Genomic DNA, 22,129 nt, shown 5'->3' on the forward strand with positions numbered 1-22,129 from the left:
TCTGACTTCATCCAGTTCTCCCGGATACGCACACTACACGAAAACCATTAATGAAGTTGCGGACAGCGCGCCTATCGAGGTCGTCGCGAATCGCAGAACGGCAGTAAACAGGAATGTCAGCCCAGGAGCCGCCCCGCAGCGGTGAATATGAATTCTTTTCATTATTTTCAATCCAAGCACTGCCATTAGTGGGCGCACCGTCATAATTCTTATGCCAATCATCTAAACACCATTCCCAAACATTCCCGTGCATATCATATAACCCAAAGGGATTTGGAAGAAATTGATCCACAGGGGTGGTTTCCTTGCTTTCTTCTCCTTGCGGTTGATCCGCATAAGTGTATGAGGCATCGTAATTTGCTAACTGTCCGGTAATCGTCTCTCCACAGTAGAATGGGGGATAGGATTCTCCGTTTTCGAGGTTGAGAGGTTCTCTAACCCCTCGACAAGCATATTCCCATTGGGCTTCGGAAGGCAGTCTATACTCCCTTCCGGTTAGCTTAGAAAGCCGGTCACAGAACTCTACTGCTTCATACCAGTTGATCCTTTCAATGGGGCGGTTATCCCCTTTAAAGCGTGAGGGGTCTGGATCTAAGTCTATTTCTACTTTCAAGTCTGTCATTAATGCGATCGCTTTCCATTGGGCTTGGGTTACAGGATATTTCCCCATAAAGAAGGCTTGGAGTGTGACATTATGTTGGGGACGTTCACGACTACGGCTATCTTTTTCCCTTTCAGGGGAACCCATGGTAAAGGTTCCTCCAGGGATAGCCACCATTTCCAATTCGACATTATCGCTTAGGGTTTGGGTGAAGTAAGAGGCGGTGTAGGTTGTGGTTTTAATGATTTCCCCGTGATGGTTAACAGTAGGGGTTTCAAATGTCCACTGTTGTAATTTCTCTTCATCCTCCTCTGGCTCCTCTTCAAAAACAATGATGGGAACTTCCGCAACAAAATCAAAAGGTTCTAATCCCTTATCAATCTCTTCTTTCTCCCGTTTGCCTTGGGCTACTTTTTCACTAAGTTCCTGTGCTAAATTGGCGTATTCTCCTCCCCAAGTGGTGAAAACTGCTGCTTTGACTTCGGCAAAATAGAGCTCTCGATCCCCAGCAACACCTTGAACAGACCCGGCTGGGTTGGGAATCAGTGCTGGAAAATCCCGCAGACTACCATAATGGTGCTCTATGAAATCTCCAATTTCCCGCCAAATCTCAGTGGTGCGTTGAACTGGACTATTTCCTAGCAGTAACTCCCGAATTCCCGGACGAAATTCATACCAAGTTTCGGGAACAGTTGCCTGGTCTGGCCCCAAGGAAGACTTTTGGATAAGACCACTAAAAAAAACTTCTGCCAGATGCCAATGTTTGCTATCGGGTAAAAACCACTGTTGTGCCAAGCGCATCACTGGAGGAATCAGGGGAACAGCAGCCAGAACTTCCGCAAGTTCTCGGGCTTTGGGGCTAGCATTAGCCAAGAATCCTCTCAGTAACTGTTGGGGAGTTTCCGGCACTGATTCAGATTGTTCCGACCTTTGCTTTTTGGGATTCGTTTTGTCTGTTTCGGGCTTATCCTGTCTAATATCCTGTCTAATTAAAACCCCTTGAATAGAATTGCTGCCACTGCCGGTGGTAAAATTCGCCCAAGTGCTCAAGTGGTTCCTAGATAAATTGAAAATTGGAAATTGATATAACCTAGCAGTTGTACGAAGCCTAGCTCCTACTTGTAACATGGAGTTAGGGGACTCTGGCTGACGAGCAATTAATGGTCGTTGAATTGCCTGATCTAGAGCTGTGCGCTGCCATAGGGTTTGAGGAAAAACATGGGCAATACTAACAGGATGCTGTTCTCCTAATTCTGCTAAAACCTCAAAGGCTTGACTGGAATACCAAGCTTTTCCCAAAGTATCCGTTAAGGCAATAAAGAGTCGATGTCCTCCTGGTGCAATCAGGCTACGAACATCCCGTTCAATCCGGTCAACACCTGAAAACAATTGGGGCGTAGGTTCTCTTGTATCGAAGTGCCAAATCCGGACATCCCGGAAAAACCCTTGCCAGCGAAAAAGGGTTGCCACCCCTTCTGCTAAATCTCCCCAAAATGCCATGGAAGGGGAGCAATCAATCAATAAATGTACCTCAAACCATCGCTCTAGGGGAGAACGAAATGCCAGCATTGGCAATCCATCAGCTTCCGCTGTTTGTTCAACGGTTGCCTCAATATCCAGTTCATTGGCTAGCAGTCCAGGAACACGTTTAGATAAAGGCAACAGTGCTTTACTGATTTCCCTAGGTTTCGGTAAGGGAAAGGGGTCAGGAACACGAATAGGAGAGCTGTAATTACTGGAGGATGATTCGGGTTTTTCAGGGGAAGTCGGGGCATGGTCGGACTGTTTAGGATAAGTCCGAATGGGTATATGTTGTTCTAATTTTTCTGTTACTGAGGGAGGAATCTTTGGATAATTGTCTGAGGGATTTTCAGTGGATGATTCCGGAAGATAATCCTGTAAATCTTCTGGTTGTTTGATGTTTTCAGACAATGGAGGAGCAACAATACGATCTAAGTGAGCCAAGCACCAGATCAGCTCTGCCACTTCTCTATCATCTGGCCACCATTGATTTGTTTCACTCACCATTTACCCCTGACCTCACAGTGATTTGAAGATAGTATTCAATACATCTTTCCGTTTTTCTTCAGTCAGGTCATCTCCTTGTAGTAATAAATAGATAGCATTCAACAATTGATCCGTCGCTAACGTTGTGTCTCTTGCCTTAATCCGTGTCAAAAATTCCTTGATTAATTTCCGAGCTGGCTCATCCAGTTGCTTTAAATCGGTGGCATCAAAGCGGTTTTCTAAAATTTGATAAAAACCCTCTTCGGTATCAGGTTGCTTGAGAGATAACCGTAGACATCGGCGTAGAAAGGCTGGTGGAAACTCCCGTGCTTCATTACTGGTCATCAAGACTAAGGGAAACTCTTGACATTGAATTAATCCTTTGTCAACCGAAACTTTTTCATCACTATCATTGCTGTGACTGCGGTAAGGAAGTACCTTTTGGGAGTCCGTGTTTAAGCGAGAAAGTTCTGGAATCTCAAAAAATCCTTCCTCAAATATATGTAAGAGATCATTGGGCATATCAATATCACTCTTATCAATTTCGTCAATTAACAGCACTGCCGGTCTACCGGGTTGAGATTGATGAAATGCCATCCCCATTGGTCTTAATCTTAAATAGTCACCAATGTCAGGCTCTTTTATTCTCTCTGTGTTACCAACTTGTTGCCTCAGTAAAGACACTTCTTGTAGTCGCCCAATGGCATCGTAGGCATAGAGACCATCTTTCAAAGTAGTCCGAGAAACAATTGACCAGCGGTAAGGCCCCGGTAGTCCCAGTTCAGCTGCTACTGCATAGGCTAAGGATGTTTTGCCGCTACCGGGATTTCCTTCAATCAGTAAAGGGCGACGTAAACACAATGCAGCATTCACCAATTCTACCGCTTGCTTGGTCGGAACAAACCCCAATGCCCTTGGATTAATCTTTCTTACGATGTCTTGGGTATTTTTTGATTCTGCTTTTTCACGCCATTGCTCAACTGACAGACCAAAGGTGCGCCAAGGCGGGGGCGGTGGCATACGACTCAGATGTTGTTGTTGCTCTTCTGGAGTTGGTAAACTTTCCGCACTAAGGGTTAAGCCCCGGTAGATGCGAAGATCCTGCTGGTCAGATGTTGGGTCTTTTGGCATTTTAGTCCACTACGTCGGTATTCAAGGGTCTAGAGCTTCGGGAAGGCTTCGGATATAAATCATCCCAGAGAAGGGTTACTTCTAAGTCTTTGTATTTTTTGTCTTGGCGTAATTTGAGTATTTTGTTAGGCCAATTTTGCCATTCTGAGAGGTTTAGATGCTCTCCTTCAATCAGAGGTTGGTTCACGTTCCGACTCCAGACCGCAATGGGTAAAGCCTCTTCAATTCTTTCTAGATCGGAATCTGATGGGTCTGTACCCATATAATAGATATCATCCCCTTCAAATTCCCCAGGGACACTGGGTTCAGTTACTGGATTATTTACATCATTCCATAACCCTTGCTTCTTGACTTCAATCTCATCACGAATCTCAAGAAAATCTTGATCAAAATATCGTTCAAAGGAGTTGATAAAAATTGGATACTCCTCACCCAGGGGTGTTAGGTTTCTCCCTCGCTTAAACCTAATATTATCCAATTGTGTTTTGAAATAGTCGAAGGGAAGAAAATACTCAATTGTTAAATTAACCCGTGCAGGTAAACTATAACGAGCCTTGCGAATTAAGTTGGGCAAAATTTGTTCAAGATTAGTGTATAAACTCTCACTCTCTTGCTCAAGGAAACTCTCTTCACTTTCCCGAGGTTCTAAGCGTATCTTCTCTGCAAACCGACCAAGTGGTAAATCCTGACTTTCCAGCCAAAGATTCATACTCACAAGTAATGCACCAGAGGCTTGTCCTGTACCATTAGAATTATCAACCTCTGGTTCAATCTCAACTTGAAGTCGCGGTTTTTCTTTCTTAATCAGTTCTTGAAATTTTAAATCAGCTTTTTTAACAGATTCTTGGATTGTAGAGAGGTTTGCCTCTTCTCTATATTTTATAACTTCCTGTTGCCAATTTTTAATAGTATTAGCAAGTAGCCTCAATGATATATTATTCTGTTTATAAAATCTTTGGCGACACCATTCTGCACAAGCCACTAGAGGGCATATTCCTCTTGAAACTGGTTTTTCTCCTAATTCAGTCAGTCTTTTTTTGATTTCTGTACAATCCAGAATAAATTCATCGTATAAGACAAGATTTTCAATATTTTTCGAGCTTAAAATAAAGGAGTTAAGCTGAAGTAAGCTATCTTCTGGGTGTTTCTTTAATTCAGCAAAAAGTTTGCTAATCAGTTCATCTTGCTTTTCTTCCCATGTTTGTCTAGTCTTAGGCATAATTGGAAAGAAAATAGCAGATATCTCAGAGCCAGAAGCTGAGTAGGAAGCACGTTGATTTGAGCAAATAATCTGATTAATTTGGTCAACTAGATAATCTAGAGGAATATATAAATTATCGTAGTTTTTTAAATCGTTAATAACTTGCTCCAAAGCGCTAGAAAATACATCTTCTTTTGCTGTATCTTTGGCACGACAAGCCGCAATCCCATGAACTGCGATACCTGCTCCTTTTACCGGTTGGTATTTCTGAACAACTTGTGTAGTAAATTTAGAGACATCACTTATTCCGACCCCAGAATAACAAGTATCAATAATATACAGGATTTGTTTGATCTTAACTCCTTCATTGTTCAAAGGACGAACTAACTCTTCCGTTGGTAATGATGTCTGAGGAATTTGATTTAGAACCGTATCTTCCATTAAAAGATAATGTCTATCTCCTTGGCAATATTCACCATGACCGGAATAGTAAAAGATTACGCGATCGCTCTCACATCGTTCTTGCTGAAGCCAATTTGAAAATTCTTTGATTAACTCATCTTTCTTCGGATTTAAACGAAGATTTGTCAATGCTTCTTCATATCCAAATTGCTGAGTGAATAAATCAACCACTCTCTGTAAGTCTGTCGGCACACTATCCAAGTTATCTACATCGTGATCGTTGTAATTACTTGTGCCACAAGCGATTAAATAATACCTGGGTTTTCCCGCCATATACCTCGTCTACTCATCCATCAAGCCTAACTTAATAGCTTCTCCTGTTTCAGATGCTGTGAAATAGTTACTGGCATTGTGAGGATCAGATCTATTATAAATAAGTTTATCTTCGACTAATCCGTTAAATAAAGGATTTAACTCTTTTTCTAAAGCAACAATATCTCCTGCATCGGCAATATTGATCCACTTTTTTACACTTCCCGGCCAAGACCCCAAATTAGAGACCGGTGAGGGTTCCAGGCGATCAAAAATCAGCCCTTTTATCCCCAATGGGGAACCTAGAGTCACAAAAACCTCCACTGACCATTCTGGGTGTTGGCATAGGGCTTCGTAACAGACAACTGACCCCAGAGAGTGACCAACCAATACACGGGTATCGTGATCTATGGCTTCCACAATGCGATCGCGAATTTGCTGTCTTAACTCTGGATTATGGAAGTAACCTCCAACTTGTTTCAGAAAAGAAATCACGATTTTTTCAGCAACACCACCAAAAAACCTAGAACCACTTAAGGCATTTAAAGCTTTTTGAACACGTCTCGGTGTTGCCTTTTCTGTTGATAGATCGGCTGGGCCTTTAATATCGTCTTCTACTTTGGCTGCTTCTTCCCACCATTCCAGCAGGAGTTCCTTCTCCCAATCCGAGTCAATATCACTGGCGTCATAGTTAGGTATCCCTATTGCTGATTTCGAGCGGCCTCTGAACAGGTCTCCATAAAAGGCACAGCGGAATTCATGATCAGAATCTAATCTAGCTCCAACACGCTCCAAACCATCCTTTAGGGCTGGTAGCCATCGATCATAAATTGTATTACTACCTCTAAATTCTTGATTAATCCCATGAACACCCACAATCTTAGCCATACCATTACCTACCTATCTGTGTAAGGATTGGTTCAAATACTAGAATCTCAAAGAGCTTCCGCAGCCACAGGTGCTGTAGCAAAGCTAGCAACTCCTCCAGCAACTTTAGAAACTTTGTTGTTATCGAGAAAGTTCTGAAAACTTACCCTTATACAGAACTTACGTGGTTAAGTTGATTTCGCCCCCCTAGCCTCCCAATTTTGGGTGGGAAATAAACCTAACCGCGTAACTCCTGTTTATATTATCAATTTACAGCAGTCGCCAGGGCAGTTAGGACATCGACATTAGTCTCACACCCTTTGTAAGCGCAAGAGTTTGACTTCTGACTTCTGACTTCTGACTTCTGACTTCTGACTTCTGACTTCTGCTATACATGATCAATCGTTAAATAAAAAAAAAGAAAAGACTTTTACCATACCAAATATCGTACACTAATCCAAAAGTGCAACTACTGGGGGCAGGATAGGGTTTGACTGGCTGCTGGCATAGGAATCCAATTCACTATGGAAAATGCAGTTGATAATCCCTGTTTAAAAGCTGCGGTAATCAAAACAACTTAGGGACTAAATCAGGTTAAAATCTGGAATATAAACTATAATTATAACAGGTAATAATTATCTACCAGATGATATAAATACTTTACTCATAGTTTAGTTAAACCAAGCCATTTTATTAGACAGTTTGGCTTGATTTTGGTTTAGATAATTTTACAAACTAAACTTGTGATTACTAGTTGTGATTACTAGTTGTGATTACTAGACATTTTTCGATACCAGTAAGTTCAAGTAGTTCTTATATCCTTCTTATATACTGCTTATATACTTCTGATCAAGTAGTAGTTATTATAAAGTCCTCTCTATCTCACTAAGTGATTTCCATTAGTCCCATGACACTAAACCAGGTTTTAGGGTTTTTGCTCATTGTTACCGTCTGTCCTATCTTAGGCGGACTACCTCTGATTGCCTGGATTACCTATGTACTGACAAGGCGTAACCTAGCCCAGGTCGGTACTGGTAATATATCAGTTTCAGCCGCCTTTTACCACGGAGGAAATCTGGTTGGTGTCTTGGCAGTGCTCTCAGAGGCAGGAAAAGGAATTGCAGCAGTCTTACTAGCTCGCCACTTCTTTCCCAGTGAATCAGCCTGGGAATTGATCGCTCTAATCATGCTGGTCTTAGGTCGTTACTGGATAGGCAAAGGTGCAGGGACGACCAATGTAACTTGGGGAGTATTATGCCATGACCCCATTCTCGCATTGCTGGTATTTTTGATTGGAGGGATTAGCTTTACCATTTTCCGCAATCCCAAACATGGCAAACGGGTGATTTTAGTCTTGTTCCCAGTGATTCTGGCTTTATTGCATCCCCAGGATGTCTCCAGAATTGTAATTGCCACCAGCTTGAGTCTATTATTAGCTTGGATTTATCAAAAAATTCCCGATGACTTAGACCTTCCGAGTGGAGAAACTCAAGCAGAATCTAAGAAAGTGTTTCATTTTTTCCAAGGCGATAGTGCCGTAATTTCTCTGGACACCAAACTAGACCCTAAAAAAGTTGGGCAAAAAGCTGCCACCCTATCCCAGCTGAAGCGTTCTGGTTACTCCGTACCTGTGGGCTGGGTACTCCCTCCAGGGGATGATCCAGAACCTTTGCTCAAATACCTACCCGTTTCTGAATCTGAACCCCTGGTAGTGCGTTCTTCCGCAGTGGGAGAAGATTCAGCCCAGGCTTCAGCCGCAGGGCAGTATCAAAGCATCTTGCAGGTGACCAGCTCAGCGGCACTACTGGATGCCATTAATCGAGTCTTAGAGTCTTATCGTAATCCAGTAGCTGCACAATACCGTCGGGATCAGCAACTGCCAGATACAGCGATGGCTGTGCTCATTCAAAAACAAGTCAAAGGGGTTTTTTCTGGGGTTGCTTTCAGTCGTGACCCTATTTCCCAACAGGGAGAAGCTGTTGTGGTCGAAGCCCTACCTGGATATGCTACACAAGTTGTATCGGGTAAAGTAACACCAGAGCAGTACCAAGTTTATTTCCAGAAGTCAGGGCAGCAAGAGGATTCAGCAGAAAGTTTGCCCTCCTCACGGATTGAGGGGAGTGGTGATGTCCCCCCAGCCTTAATCAAACAAGTGGCGCTCTTGGCACGTCGGTTAGAAGACTATTACCAGGGTCTTCCCCAAGATCTTGAGTGGAGTTATGACGGTCAAACCCTTTGGTTACTGCAAGCACGACCTATCACTACTCTACAACCAACCTGGACTCGTAAAATTGCTGCGGAAGTGATTCCAGGAGTAATCCGACCCCTAACTTGGTCGATTAATCGTCCCCTCACCTGCGGTGTTTGGGGAGAGATTTTTACCATAGTGCTAGGGAAACGAGCTAAAGGAATGGATTTCACCGAAACCGCCACCCTGCACTATTCCCATGCTTACTTCAATGTTACTCTGTTGGGGGAAATTTTTCGGCGTATGGGTCTACCCCCAGAAAGTCTGGAATTTCTGACTAGGGGAGCTAAGTTTTCCAAACCACCGATAAATACCACTATAAAAAACGTACCTGGTTTACTACGATTGCTCGGTCGGGAATGGCGTTTAGACCAAGATTTTGAAGCGGATTACCAAACCCACTTTCTGCCCCTATTGAATCAGCTTTCAGCAAGAACCCAGTCGGAATTATCTCCAGTGCAACTCCTAGAACGCATCGACAGTATTCTGAAGGTGTTGAAACGAGCCACCTACTATAGTATTCTTGCTCCCCTTAGTATGTCCTTGCGGCAGGCACTACTCAAGATTGATGACAAAGAACTAGATAACAGCAAAACTCCAGAGGTCGATAGTATGCGAGCCTTAGCTAAGATAGCAGCAGATGCTCGCCATTTATTAAGCCACGAACAAATTATCTATGACAGTGGAGCCTCTCTGTTTGCCACCCTAGCAGAAATCCCAGATGGTTCCAGTATTTTAGAGCAGTTTGACCGCTTTCTTGAGGGCTATGGTTACCTTAGCGAAGTGGCAACCGATGTAGCAATTCCCCGCTGGCAAGAAGACCCCCGAGCTGTTAGAAAGTTGTTCGCTCAGTTTCTAGCTCATCCACTGCCCCAATCTCCAAAACCTATAGGGCAACACTGGAAAGCTGAAGTGGTACAAGCACGGCTGGATCTCAAAGGTCGAGTGACCCAAGTCTACTCTAAGCTGATGGCTCACCTACGTTGGAGCTTCTTGGCTTTAGAGGCACGCTGGCTGCTGTCAGGTTTACTATTGGAACCAGGGGACATTTTTTTCTTGGAGTTAGCCGAAATTCGCTCTCTAGTAGGTAGTGATAACCAGGAACTCAGACAACAGCTTCAAGAAATTGTGCAACAACGACGGACTAAATTTGAACAGGATGCTCAGCTGACTACGGTACCTTTCCTGGTTTATGGCAATAATCCTCCCTTACCCGCTGAACCCAAATCTTTAGCTGGGTCTGAGCAACGACTGCTACAAGGCATTGGTGCCAGTTCGGGACTTGTAGAGGGTTTGGTAAAAATAGTCAAAACCTTGCAAAGTGATATCACTATTGACCAGCAAACCATTGTGGTTGTACCCTACACCGATTCTGGTTGGGCAGCATTACTCGCTCGTGCTGGTGGCGTAATTTCTGAAGTAGGGGGACGTCTGTCCCACGGTGCCATTGTAGCCCGAGAGTATGGTATCCCAGCCGTAATGGATATTAATCATGCCACTGATATATTACGAGATGGTCAGCGGGTCAGGATTGATGGTCAGTTGGGGACAGTTGAGGTATTAGACTAGTATAGCGGGAGTAGGGAGTAGGGAGTAGGGAGTAGGGAGTAGGGAGCGGTGCGACCTACTCCCAGATCCGCTGTTCCCTACTTCTGAAACAAGTCTATGTTAAATTAAGTCATAATTGTTCCATCCATCAACTTCTGATACCGATACTCTAACTCGACTTTCATTAAAGGGTAATTATCCAATATTTCATCCTGAAGAATAATCTTTTCTGCTGCATCCCGCGCCAAATTTAATACCTCTTGGTCTTCTACCAAACTAGCTAGAGCAAAATCTGCTAACCCGGATTGGCGCTTACCTAAAACTTCCCCAGGACCACGAAAACGCATATCCATTTCTGAGATAAAAAAGCCATCCTGGGATTGTTCTAATACCCCCAAACGTTGTCTGGCTGTTTCAGTATTAGAACCACTGACTAAAAGACAATAAGATTTGTCAGAACCTCGACCCACACGACCCCGTAATTGGTGTAACTGAGATAACCCAAACCGTTCTGCATTTTCAATCATCATTACGGTCGCATTGGGTACATCTACACCCACTTCAATCACGGTAGTTGAAACAATAATTTGGCTCTTGTTATCCCGAAAAGCACTCAGTGCTTTATCTTTATCGGCTGAATTCATCCGACCATGAAGTAACCCAACCTTAAATTCTGGAAATATACTCTCAGACAGTCGTTTATGCTCCTCAATTACCGAGCGTAAATCTAATTTGTTCGATTCCTCAATCAAGGGCAATACCATATAGGCTTGCCGTCCTTGAGCCACTTCTCGACGAATCAAGTCATAGGCATGTTTTCTCTCTTTACCCCGTAGCACAGTTGTCTGAATCTTCTGACGACCAGGGGGCAATTCATCAATCTGACTCACATCCAAATCTCCGTGGAGGGTTAGCGCTAGGGTTCTGGGAATTGGTGTGGCGGTCAGAGTCAGCACATGGGGAGATTGACCTTTTTGCTGTAAACGAGCCCGTTGCTTTACCCCAAACCGATGCTGTTCATCAATCACCACTAAACCCAAATTGTTGAAGTTCACTGGGTCTTGAATCAAAGCATGGGTTCCTACCAACAAGGGAAGTTCTCCTGTTTCTAGCTGGGAATGAATTTTTCTACGCTTAGAAACTTTAGTGGAACCTGTTAGTAATTCAACGGGAAGGTGTAGTAAATTAAACCAATTTACTAACTTACGATAGTGCTGTTCAGCTAATACTTCAGTGGGAGCCATCAAAGCGGCTTGATAGCCCGATTGAATTGCGGCTATAATAGCATAAACTGCTACAATAGTTTTGCCGGAACCGACATCTCCCTGAACCAATCGATTCATGGGTGTCTCTGATTCCATATCCTTGAGAATCTCATTGATAACTCTTGTCTGAGCCCCGGTTAATTCAAAAGGAAGCAGTTGATTAAATTGGTCAAAGAGTTTACCAATCGGAGCCATGACCGCACTGCTTTGGGTTTTACGCTGAGCTTGGCGGCGCTGGAGAAATCCGAGCTGTAAGTATAAAAATTCATCAAAGACTAAGCGCCTTCTGGCATCAGCAAGGGTGTCTGCATTTTGGGGAAAATGAATGTTTGCGATCGCATCACAGACCCCCATCAACCCATATTCTTTACGAAAGGTTACTGGCAAGGGTTCCTTAATCAAAGAAGTGTAGGGAAGTGCAGCAATTATTGCCCGCCTGACCATGTCGGCTGGTACCCCTTCTGTTAGGGAATAAACGGGTACAACTCGACCTATTTTCATCGAGTCAATGGTACCCCCTGGATGCTCTAATACTTCCAGTTCCGGGTCTTCTAGGGTAATCCCATATTTATTTTTCTTTACCAAACCCGAAGCAGCTACCACTGCTCCCACTGGATACCGTCGCTTTTGTTGATACTGCCAGCTACGATTACTGTAACGAAAGCCAGCAAAAAAACGACTGAGCTTAATTTGACCAGTAGAGTCTTTTAAGACTATATCTAAAATAGTTAATTTTTTATTACGGGGGCTACTGAAGCAGTTACAGCGCTTCACCGTACCCATGATAGTGACTGTTTCACCAGGTACTAAGTCAGCCATATTGACCTGACGGGCATAGTTAATATGATCACGGGGATAGTAATAGAGCAAGTCACGCACTTTGTGCAGACCCAGACGTGCTAAATACTCACTGTTTTTACTACCCACTGCTGCCAACTTAGCCAGTGGTAGGTCAAGGTTTTTTTTACTACCAAGCTCTGAGGATGCCTGTTGTTTCTCCACCAAGGGCTTGGTTTTAGGCACTCTGACCATAGGATGTTCTGTTTGATATTTATCTTCAACTAAACGGCGTTGAGTGTTCTGCTTCAGGTCGTTGAGAAAGCGGCGAGTATCAGCTACCAGATGTTGCCTTTGCTGTAGCGTCATCTGAGAATAACGGGCAAACTGATTGCCGATGTCCTGCCAACGCCGTTTCTCAGTTGATGTTAGGACATTAGGAGTCTTACCAAAACTGAGGCAGAGGAATTCACTAAAGCGGTATTGATTCCCTTCCAAATCAGTAAAGCCAACTCTTGCTTCTACCGACAGGGCTTTTTGCAATCGCACCCAATCTGGTAATTCGGTCATTGGTCTTTGGTCATTGGTCTTTAGTCTTTGGTCTTTGGTTTTTAGTCATTGATCATTACCTCAGTTTAATCGTCAAACCAGCTGGCACGCCATGCTGCTTCGGCTTGAGCAACTGCCTTTTGCCGCTGTTTTTTGTAATACTCTCGCTTCAGTTGACTCATTTTAGCTAATAGATCTCTAATTTTCTTACGTCCAGGGGTCAAGTTAGGGTCTGCAAATTCTATCTCAGATAAGCGCAGCTTAATGGCAATAATACGGGTTAATCTGGATTCATCTGTTTCGCCATCACCTTTAGTTTCCATCATTATTTTGATAATATTGGGGGATTCAGCCGTTTCGATTGCAGATGCTTCGACTTTTGCCGCTGCTTCTAGGATTTCTTGGGGAAATTTGTCTGGTATAATTGAGGATTTATGCAAGATCCGATTGGTTTCCACAGAGACATCTTGAATAGTTTTGGTGATCCCACTCTCTAGGTGCTTGAGCCATTCTTCCAGTTTCTCTATGCTATTTCGTGGGTTACTCGTCAACTCAGCTGCTGGTGATGGCTCGGTTGGAGCATTAAGAAATGGAGAGTCTTCTGTAGATGAAGGTATTTCAGATGAAGGCATTTCAGAGTCATGATCAGAGTCATGATCAGAGCCATCAGTAGTAGCTGACCTTGACTCTTGCCACTGTTCTAGGAGTGATGGCAACTGTTGTTGAGTCTCTTGAGCCAGCTTTCGTAGGGATTGCTGTAACTGTTGCCGACTGTTAACCGACAAATTTAGAAAAGACTCAGGATACCCTTGAGTACAAATCCGATAGGCAGCCATAATCAGCTGCTGCCCGACGCATTGACCTAAAAAGGTCAAATAGTTAGAGTAGGTTGTTTGGAATTCTTTTGCCAAATGGGTGATGGCTTCCTCTAAGGCTGCCAATTCCTGGTCAATTCGATTCACTGCTGTTATTTATACAATTCCATAGCTAATCCCTTGAGCATATCAAATACATGCCTAGTCTACAGTATGCCCATTCTTATAGTTGTACCATGATCGGCTTCTACCCGTAGGAGTGTCAAATTCTCGTTCGCCCAATTAGCTCCCCAACTAGACGTTGCATCTGCCTAGTTTTAAGTACGATCATTTTTTGTGAAAAACAGTATATATTGATACAGAATTATAACAGAAAAAGATATTAGATCAAAACACCTCAAATACAAACCTATCAACTAGTCAATAACCTCACCTAATCCGAAAGGATGTAGATGGGTTACTAAAGAGGTAAGACTTTATTAGAGTTGACCAAAAATTTTGGGTTTCAAGCCTGGCCTTTGGCCACGCTACTTGAGGTGCCCTTCTAGGGCGACTTTTCCAGAGTTGATACATAATGAGGATGTAGCCTAGCACAGGCAGGATTCGTCGGTACTGCCAAGCTCCCCAACGACGTAAAGCGATGCTAGTACACGAGGCGCGAAAAACCTCATCGGTGCGCTTGACCCGTAATTAAATTCGCCACGGGTCGCACCGCCAAAACCCATGGATCAAGCGCGGATACCGAAGAACCAGTAAAGTCAACTTTCACCAATTAACGTACCGTGGGGCACAGGGGAACGTATTTAAACGCTTAGGGAGACAAGCCCACTGGGGTTAGTTAAATTAGGCTCGGTATTTGGTTCTTTAGAACGGATACTTGGTTTAAGTATTGCCTTTCGGATAGCTAATTTTAGCGATGCAGCGCGGTCTTGGGGGTTTCCCCCACTCGCTATTGCATCAAGACAAGGCGTGTCGTAGAACTAAGAATCTCCGCTCATAAGCGAGCAGGGAGTGTCAATAGACCACAAGCGTGTTTAGCTGGTAACCACTTCCTTTATATTTCCCCAGTTCGGATTATCAGCAAATTTTCGTGAGCATTAGTGCATGGTAGTTGAGAAATCGTGGCGTACGTGGTCGAGGGGAGTAATCACTTTTACACGAGAGGTTGATCAGCATGTATCGTGTACCAGTTTTATCGAAATTGCTTAGTCAATTTTCTACCAAGAAAACATGCTTACTTGAACCTAGAACTGGATTAATTTCAAAACCATTAGTCTAAACCATTAGTTAGAGGTGCAGCATGTCGGTTGGGGCTAAGTACTTTCAAGGTGGCTTCCATCCCTTGAAAGCACCGTCAGCAAATAACTCTACCAGTGTAGGTGGGGTATCCTGCAGCAATTTTTAATGAAAAATTTCATTTAATGAAATATTTCATTAAATAATGCTTTAATTCCCTTGACTATAGTCCCAGTTATTTGTAAGGTTTTGTCTTAAGACAAGGCTTTAGCTGAAGAAACTCCCTGATTACTGGCCCAGACAGGGGTCTAGCATCTAGCAATCAGGTATGTAAAGGTAGCAGGGTGAGGTCATGATGAGTCCTTGAAAAATGATGGACTATTAGGTTTCGGTGGCTAATTTTACAATTTGTTTCCTGAAGTTTCTCAGTGTGAGGAAGTGTATCAAAAAGAGAGGTAAGTTAACGCTTATTATGTCAAGTTCAAAATCTCAGCGAACAATGAAAAACAAGGGTACCCTAGTAAAATCTAGGCGACCGATGGCTCACCAATCCTCCCGCTCATCGTGGGATTCTCCTTATCTAGAGCCATTGAAAGCGATCGCAAAATCGTTTTCCCCTTACTGGCTCGCCTGTATTCCTCTGACAGGGATAATTGTTCTAGTTTGGCATACAGCTGCTGTTGCCCAGGATAGTGCGGCACCTAGCCCAGCCGAAATTCAGGGAACTCTCAATGCTATCTGGATATTGGTAGCTGCCATCCTAGTTATCTTCATGAATGCCGGATTCGGAATGCTAGAAACCGGCTTCTGCCGCCAGAAGAATGCGGTAAACATTCTCTCGAAGAACCTAATCGTCTTTGCCTTGGCAACCATTGCGTTTTGGGCAATTGGTTTCTCCTTTATGTTCAGCAAAGGCAATGCATTTATTGGGATGTCGGGCTTTTTCCTAAGCAGTGAAGATCCCGCTACCTATGGGTTAGACCCATTTCCGGCAGGTCTACCGATATCGGTATTTTTCCTATTCCAAGCTGCTTTTGCTGGAACTGCCGCAACTATCGTGTCCGGTGCGGTTGCTGAACGGATTAAGTTCCTAGACTTCTTAATCTTCAGCATCCTGATTGTTGGTTTTTCCTACTCCATCACTGGACACTGGGTTTGGAGCAGTGATGGTTGGCTTGGTGCCATGGGATTCTCAGACTTTGCTGGCTCAACCGTGGTTCACTCCGTTGGTGGCTGGGCGGCTTTGATGGGAGCTGCCTTCCTCGGACCCCGTAGCGGTAAGTACGAAAACGGTGAACCTCGTGCTATCCCAGGTCACAACATGAGTATTGCAACTCTTGGTTGCTTGATTCTCTGGATCGGCTGGTTTGGCTTCAATCCCGGTTCTGAGCTAGCTGCTAGTGAGGCAGTTCCCTATATTGCGGTGACCACTAACCTAGCCGCAGCAGCTGGTGGGATTACCGCCACCTTGACGGCTTGGCTAAAAGATGGTAAGCCAGACCTGTCGATGATCATCAACGGGATTTTGGCTGGATTAGTAGCAATTACCGCTCCCTGTAACAATGTCAGCTATCTCTCAGCAGTGATTATTGGTGCGATTGGTGGCATCATTGTTGTATTCTCGGTTTCCTTCTTTGACAACATCAAAATTGATGACCCGGTAGGGGCAATTTCAGTCCACTTGGTCAATGGTATCTGGGGAACCCTAGCCGTTGGACTCTTCGCTAAAGATTCAGGTCTGTTTACCGCCGGTAGTGCCGGTCAACTTGGCACCCAAATCCTGGGTATTCTAGCGATTGGTGGCTTCACGGTGCTGTTTAGTGGTATCGTCTGGTTCGTGCTCAAACTTACCCTCGGTATCCGGGTGACACCAGAAGAAGAACTGGAAGGCTTGGATATTGCCGAACACGGTATGGAAGCTTACGCTGGATTTGTCAAGGAATCCAGTGTGATCCCTAGTTCTAGCATGGGTAACTTCAGTAGTAGTACAGACATGGCTAGTAGCTCTGAATTTTAGAGTTTTGCTAGCATGGTCTATTGCTTTTAACTAGCTTTTGTTAACAGTTGACAGTTAAGCGTTAACTGTCAACTGTCACCTGATGGTATTACCTTTTCCCTAACGGATGTTAGAACAGAAATAATGCCAATTTTTTGTTCATTGAGTTGAAGCGTTGTCCACCTTGGGCTTTACTATCCCTTGCTGCCAATGGGTTTATGATTGTGACTCTCACCTGGGTACTACTGGGTGAGTATCAGCAGTCAACGTCAAATCCAGTTAGCCATCCTGTGGTAACTACCCGAATTTTAAATCCCACCCCTGAACCAGTAATTGAATTAGGACCACGACACCAGTTAAATTACCAACAATGGTTGGCACTGCTGGAGAGGGAAGCTAAGGTAGTGGCTAATCAACAACCGGAACAGTTAACCGTTCTGCTGGGAGATTCTCTAAGCCTATGGTTTCCCAATGCACTGCTACCCCCAAAACGCTACTGGCTTAATCAAGGACTGTCTGGGGAAACCTCAGCAGGGTTGCTCAAGCGCTTAGATATTTTGGATCAGACTAAGCCAGAAGCAATTTTTGTGATGATCGGCATCAATGACCTAATTCGGGGGGTCAAGGATGAAGCAATTCTAGAAAACCAACGGCTAACGATTCGCTACTTACGGCGAGCCCATACCGAAACTAAGATTGTCCTTCAATCGATTTTGCCCCATGGTGCTGAACAGGCAACCTGGGAAGGACGCGATCGCTTACTTACTATCCCCAACAGTCGCATCCAAAATCTGAACCAGCAGCTAAAAGCGATCGCTCACGAAGAAGGAGCAATTTATCTAAATCTCTATCCCCTCTTTGCTGATAGTCAGGGCAACCTGCAACCTGAGCTTAGTACCGATGGCTTGCATCTGAGTCCCCAAGGTTACTTAGTCTGGCGCTATGGTTTACAAATCTTTGAGCAACTTATCCTCCAAGAAGGATTAGCTATTCCTATAGCAAAGGGGACAGGGAGCAGGGAGTAGGGAGTAGGGAGCGGTGCGACCCGTGGCGAATTTAATTCGCCTACGGAAAGCGCACCGAGGGAGTAGGGAACAAAAATTATCACAATTCCTAAACGGATTGCGTCAGGGTTGATTAAAAGTAAATTAATAATAGCAGTGATTAATAAGTAATTTGCTTCAGGTAGCTCCATGGATACAAAAGCTTTCAAGCGCTCACTCCAAAAATCAGATAACTACCACCGTAAAGGATTTGGTCACGAAGCCGAAGTTACCTCTCAGTTGGAATCGGAATATCAAAGCAGTCTGATTGAACAGATTCGTGCCAATAACTATCGGCTGCAACAGGGAGATGTGACCATCCGACTAGCAGAAGCATTTGGCTTTTGCTGGGGTGTGGAGCGAGCTGTAGCCATGGCTTATGAAACCCGCACCCACTTCCCCAATGAACAGATCTGGATTACCAATGAAATTATTCACAACCCCTCTGTTAACCAGCGTTTGCGGGAAATGTCAGTAGGATTTATTGCCGTTGAGGATGGCAAGAAAGACTTCTCTGTTGTTGGTGCTGGGGATGTGGTGATTTTACCAGCATTCGGTGCTAGTGTTCAGGAAATGCAGCTACTCCACGAGAAAGACTGCAAGATTGTAGATACTACCTGTCCCTGGGTGTCCAAAGTGTGGAACACGGTAGAGAAGCATAAGAAAAAAGAATACACTTCGATTATTCACGGCAAATATAAACACGAGGAAACCGTAGCAACGAGTTCTTTTGCCGGAAAATATCTAGTGGTACTGAATCTACAAGAAGCGGAATACGTTGCCAACTACATTATCAATGGTGGTAACCGGGACGAATTTCTGGATAAGTTTAAAAACGCTATCTCAGCTGGCTTTGACCCAGAGCGGGATTTAGAGCGGATTGGGATTGCCAACCAAACTACTATGCTCAAGACCGAGACCGAGCAGATGGGCAAACTTTTTGAGCGCACCATGATGAAGAAATATGGTACGTCTAATTTAAACGATCACTTCCAAAGCTTCAATACCATTTGTGATGCCACCCAAGAACGGCAGGATGCCATGTTGGAGCTAGTGGAAGAAAAGCTAGACTTGATGATTGTGATTGGTGGCTTTAATTCCTCCAATACCACTCACCTGCAAGAAATTGCTATTGAGCGACAACTACCATCCTATCACATTGACAGTGTCAACCGGATTATTTCTGCTGATGAAATCGAGCATAAACCCCTACATCAGGAGGTAGAAGTAGCACGAAATTGGCTTCCCTCTGGTTCGATAGTGGTAGGAGTAACCTCTGGAGCGTCTACTCCTGATAAGGTAGTAGAAGATGTAATCAATAAGATTTTTGAACTTAAAGCGACTGCTGTAGCAGTTTAGAACTAACTGGGATTAGTTAAAATTGAAAATTTTAACTGGTTAATAGCCATTAATAATTTTCAATTTTAACAATTTTAAATTAACATCCAAGGGTATAAATTTAATCTAGGCATTCAGCTGACAGCTGACAGCTAAGGGCTGAATGCTTAATAAGGTACAGTCAATTTTATTCCCTCTACTCCCTACTCCCTACTCCCTATTCCCTACTCCAAATTACCATCAACCATTAGCCTCCAATCGCCACAATAACCATCCTCCTGCTCCGAAACCGAATAAATTAGGTAACCAGGCGGCTACAATAGGGGAGAGAATTCCCGCTATACCAAAACCTCCGATCACAAAGCTCAGTAAGTAGTAGCCAAAAATTACGATTAAACAGACCCCAAAGCTAGTCCCTTTGCTGATTCGTTTAGGTCGAATACTGATGCTTGCTCCCACTAAGCCAAAGATTATACAAATGAATGGAAAAGCAATTTTTTGTTGCATCCGCACTTGCAGCATCCGGAGTTTTTTGCGATCGCCAGCTACCTTTAGCAACTGGATCATTTCTATGGCTTGAAGAATATTCATCTCATAGGGGTCACGGGCTTTAGTGACTAAATCAAGGGGCGCTCTAGGAAATGGAATTTCTTGATGATCAAAGGTTACTATTTTTGGAAAGAGGTATTAGGACTAATAAAATAAATTGACCCATGGAAAAAATCCCAGGTATTTTGCTTAGAGTTCCAAAGAGCTGATTCCGATAGAATAATTTTGTTCAACTTACCCAGATTAGACCACTCCAAGACAGTCAAATCTTTCATGGTCTGACCATCAAATCCATTGGCGTAGAATAAGCGTTTGATTGTCTGAGTAGTTGTGCCATTGGGTTGGGGAAAAGTCTGATACTCTGGATACAGAATACCGTTTTCATCGAAAGCGGGTTTTTCCTGATTAAGAGCTTTTTCTAATGTTATAGTTGCCTGGTAGTTAGCCGCTGGAACAATTAATTCATTGAACAGGAAAGTAATCCCGGTGACCACTAGGCTGAGAACCAGAGCAGGGGCAACCAGTCGGTATAAACTCACACCGCAGCTGCGCAGGGCAATTAACTCACTGTCATTACTCAAGCGAGAATATGCTATTAGTGTCGCGAGAAGTACTGATATGGGTAAGGCATAGGACATAAACTCAGGAAACTTCAACAGCACGACTTGGGCAGCAATTGTCCAGGATAGTCCTAACTCAGTGATTTTGACTACCATATCAAACAGGCTACCCACAGCCACACCAATAGATGAAAACCCGCCAACACCAAATAGAAACGGTGGGATGAGTTCAGCAGCGATGTAGCGATCCATCACTGATAAGCTAGGAAAAACGAATTTGAGGAAGTAAGGTTTGCCGAGTTTCAATCTTGTTAAGTGGTTAGAGTTTCAAAAAGCATAGAAAACAATTTCATGCCTTTTGTTGCTAAGTTTTCCCAATCCAGTAAACCTACCATGTTTGTTATGGGAGTATCTGCAAACTATCGCAATTCTGATCACAAGTGGTGTGGGGTGTGGGGTGTGGGGTGTTTTATAGCAGAAGTCAGAAGTCAGAAGTCAGAAGTCAGAAGTAAAACTCTTGCGCTTCTTGATGCAGTCGCTCATGGGGGAAACCCCCAAGACCGCTTAGGTGCGCTTTCCGTTGGCGAATTAAATTCGCCACGGGTCGCACCTCTGCATCGCTTACAAAGGGTGTGAGACTTTTGTCATGTCCTAACTGCCCTGGCGACTGCTATACAAGGGTAGGTTTTTTACAAAGGGGCGAGTAGGTACTTTGGTTAGGTATAAATTATTCAAAATATGTATCAAAATACACAATAATTTCCGGGATAATTCTCCCCATTTCCCGCTTTTCCCGACTACCGACTACCTACTCCCGACTCCCTACTCCCGACTCCCGACTACCTACTCCCTACTCTTCGATAACCTCTACCAAATCTTCAACCATAACATCAAAAGCCCGGGCTAGCTTCAGAATTGCTGTAAAATCCGTCATACTCATGGCGTCACGTCGGGCATAACTAGCCACAGTGCTATAGGTTACTCCAGAACGGTCGGAAACTTCTTTCAACGTCCAACCCTTCTCCGCCGCTAATTCTCGAACTCGTAACCTAATTAATCCCATTTTGGACTTGACAAACTACGCAACTACATATTTAATAGTAAATAGAATATTCGGCGATCACCCAAGAGGCCGCAAAACTACTGGGCGATCGCCTTTCCTAAAACAACCCATAAAAAATGGGGTATTTAACAATATGATATCAACTCGACAAACTTACCGAGACCGATTGAAACCCTGGTGTGTCATTCGGCACCTACCTAAGATGCAACGGATAACTGTAGCGCGATTTAATCGGCGCAGTGATGCGGAAGCGTATCAGCAAGCTCTTAAGCGTTTGCTGCCCAATTTCAACCATGTGGTGATATTTGAAACACCCTTGAAGGAATAATCCAGTCCGTAGGGTGCGTGATAAGACGGGCTCGCGCTGATTTTCCACCTGTTCGCCCTTGGAACAGCGCGTCCCGTAACGCACCACCTTCCAGATCCGCTGTTCCCTAAAATCCAGAAATTGTGTACCTCATAGCTATGAGAATTGCTATATAGGTCAAAAATCCTATTGTTTTCCTATCGCCATGGGGAGTATTTTGGTTTGCTACAGATAATCTTGTTAGTTTGGAATGTTAACAGGGAACTATGTTACAATCTTAACAGAAAACTATGTAACTATAAAGAATGATAGTA

12 protein-coding genes and 1 pseudogene are annotated in these 22,129 nt (G+C 43.9%); 5 read left to right on the forward strand and 8 right to left on the reverse strand.

Annotated features, from left to right (window positions below):
• Positions 1-7 precede the first annotated feature (7 nt).
• Genes LYNGBM3L_RS47520 through LYNGBM3L_RS16655 form a run of 4 tightly spaced genes read right to left on the reverse strand, consistent with a single transcriptional unit; the run spans position 8 to position 6,542 of the window.
• Complete coding sequence (locus LYNGBM3L_RS47520) at positions 8-2,629, reverse strand: formylglycine-generating enzyme family protein (protein ID WP_008185551.1); 2,622 nt, start codon at positions 2,627-2,629, stop codon at positions 8-10.
• A gap of 12 nt (positions 2,630-2,641) precedes the next feature.
• Entirely contained in the window at positions 2,642-3,739 is a 1,098-nt protein-coding gene (locus LYNGBM3L_RS16645; protein ID WP_008185552.1) for an AAA family ATPase, read from the reverse strand.
• 1 nt (position 3,740) lies between these two features.
• Entirely contained in the window at positions 3,741-5,675 is a 1,935-nt protein-coding gene (locus LYNGBM3L_RS16650) for a VMAP-C domain-containing protein (protein ID WP_008185555.1), read from the reverse strand.
• 9 nt (positions 5,676-5,684) lie between these two features.
• Entirely contained in the window at positions 5,685-6,542 is an 858-nt protein-coding gene (locus tag LYNGBM3L_RS16655) for a lipase family protein (protein ID WP_008185557.1), read from the reverse strand.
• Between the two features lie 886 nt (positions 6,543-7,428).
• On the opposite strand from LYNGBM3L_RS16655, the gene LYNGBM3L_RS16660 reads away from it, so the two are divergent.
• Complete coding sequence (locus LYNGBM3L_RS16660) at positions 7,429-10,338, forward strand: glycerol-3-phosphate acyltransferase (RefSeq protein ID WP_008185559.1); 2,910 nt, start codon at positions 7,429-7,431, stop codon at positions 10,336-10,338.
• Positions 10,339-10,442: 104 nt separating this feature from the next.
• Here the strand turns inward: LYNGBM3L_RS16660 and recG are convergent, their stop codons facing one another.
• A complete protein-coding gene (recG, locus tag LYNGBM3L_RS16665; protein ID WP_008185561.1) occupies positions 10,443-12,929 on the reverse strand; it encodes an ATP-dependent DNA helicase RecG in 2,487 nt (828 codons plus the stop codon).
• Between the two features lie 65 nt (positions 12,930-12,994).
• On the reverse strand, positions 12,995-13,870 hold the full coding sequence (locus tag LYNGBM3L_RS16670; protein WP_008185564.1) for a hypothetical protein: 876 nt from the start codon (positions 13,868-13,870) through the stop codon (positions 12,995-12,997).
• Between the two features lie 1,627 nt (positions 13,871-15,497).
• Between LYNGBM3L_RS16670 and LYNGBM3L_RS16675 the strand changes: the two genes are divergently transcribed.
• The 3 genes from LYNGBM3L_RS16675 to LYNGBM3L_RS16685 all read left to right on the forward strand — a co-directional run bounded on the left by LYNGBM3L_RS16675 (position 15,498) and on the right by LYNGBM3L_RS16685 (position 19,357).
• Positions 15,498-16,976: an ammonium transporter gene (locus tag LYNGBM3L_RS16675; protein ID WP_131827441.1), complete on the forward strand. Its 1,479-nt coding sequence runs from the start codon at positions 15,498-15,500 to the stop codon at positions 16,974-16,976.
• 134 nt (positions 16,977-17,110) lie between these two features.
• Positions 17,111-17,980: a GDSL-type esterase/lipase family protein gene (locus LYNGBM3L_RS16680; RefSeq protein ID WP_008185568.1), complete on the forward strand. Its 870-nt coding sequence runs from the start codon at positions 17,111-17,113 to the stop codon at positions 17,978-17,980.
• A gap of 168 nt (positions 17,981-18,148) precedes the next feature.
• Positions 18,149-19,357: a 4-hydroxy-3-methylbut-2-enyl diphosphate reductase gene (locus LYNGBM3L_RS16685; RefSeq protein WP_008185570.1), complete on the forward strand. Its 1,209-nt coding sequence runs from the start codon at positions 18,149-18,151 to the stop codon at positions 19,355-19,357.
• 219 nt (positions 19,358-19,576) lie between these two features.
• Here the strand turns inward: LYNGBM3L_RS16685 and LYNGBM3L_RS50425 are convergent.
• Both LYNGBM3L_RS50425 and LYNGBM3L_RS16700 read right to left on the reverse strand, forming a co-directional pair.
• Positions 19,577-20,697: pseudogene (locus tag LYNGBM3L_RS50425) on the reverse strand (LptF/LptG family permease).
• A 598-nt stretch (positions 20,698-21,295) separates the two neighbouring features.
• The gene (locus tag LYNGBM3L_RS16700; RefSeq protein ID WP_008185577.1) at positions 21,296-21,508 is read right to left on the reverse strand and encodes a helix-turn-helix domain-containing protein; all 213 of its coding nucleotides are present in this window, start codon (positions 21,506-21,508) and stop codon (positions 21,296-21,298) included.
• 133 nt (positions 21,509-21,641) lie between these two features.
• On the opposite strand from LYNGBM3L_RS16700, the gene LYNGBM3L_RS16705 reads away from it, so the two are divergent.
• A complete protein-coding gene (locus tag LYNGBM3L_RS16705; protein WP_008185579.1) occupies positions 21,642-21,836 on the forward strand; it encodes a hypothetical protein in 195 nt (64 codons plus the stop codon).
• Positions 21,837-22,129 lie beyond the last annotated feature (293 nt).

Origin of the sequence: Moorena producens 3L (assembly GCF_000211815.1) — a bacterium.
GTDB lineage: Bacteria > Cyanobacteriota > Cyanobacteriia > Cyanobacteriales > Coleofasciculaceae > Moorena > Moorena producens.

Coding starts and splice junctions, on each gene's coding strand:
- LYNGBM3L_RS16660 (WP_008185559.1), top strand. CDS start 7,429: ATGACACTAAACCAGGTTTTAGGGTTTTTGCTCATTGTTACCGTCTGT.
- recG (WP_008185561.1), bottom strand. CDS start 12,929: ATGACCGAATTACCAGATTGGGTGCGATTGCAAAAAGCCCTGTCGGTA.
- LYNGBM3L_RS47520 (WP_008185551.1), bottom strand. CDS start 2,629: ATGGTGAGTGAAACAAATCAATGGTGGCCAGATGATAGAGAAGTGGCA.
- LYNGBM3L_RS16685 (WP_008185570.1), top strand. CDS start 18,149: ATGGATACAAAAGCTTTCAAGCGCTCACTCCAAAAATCAGATAACTAC.
- LYNGBM3L_RS16655 (WP_008185557.1), bottom strand. CDS start 6,542: ATGGCTAAGATTGTGGGTGTTCATGGGATTAATCAAGAATTTAGAGGT.
- LYNGBM3L_RS16650 (WP_008185555.1), bottom strand. CDS start 5,675: ATGGCGGGAAAACCCAGGTATTATTTAATCGCTTGTGGCACAAGTAAT.
- LYNGBM3L_RS16705 (WP_008185579.1), top strand. CDS start 21,642: ATGATATCAACTCGACAAACTTACCGAGACCGATTGAAACCCTGGTGT.
- LYNGBM3L_RS16700 (WP_008185577.1), bottom strand. CDS start 21,508: ATGGGATTAATTAGGTTACGAGTTCGAGAATTAGCGGCGGAGAAGGGT.
- LYNGBM3L_RS16675 (WP_131827441.1), top strand. CDS start 15,498: ATGGCTCACCAATCCTCCCGCTCATCGTGGGATTCTCCTTATCTAGAG.
- LYNGBM3L_RS16645 (WP_008185552.1), bottom strand. CDS start 3,739: ATGCCAAAAGACCCAACATCTGACCAGCAGGATCTTCGCATCTACCGG.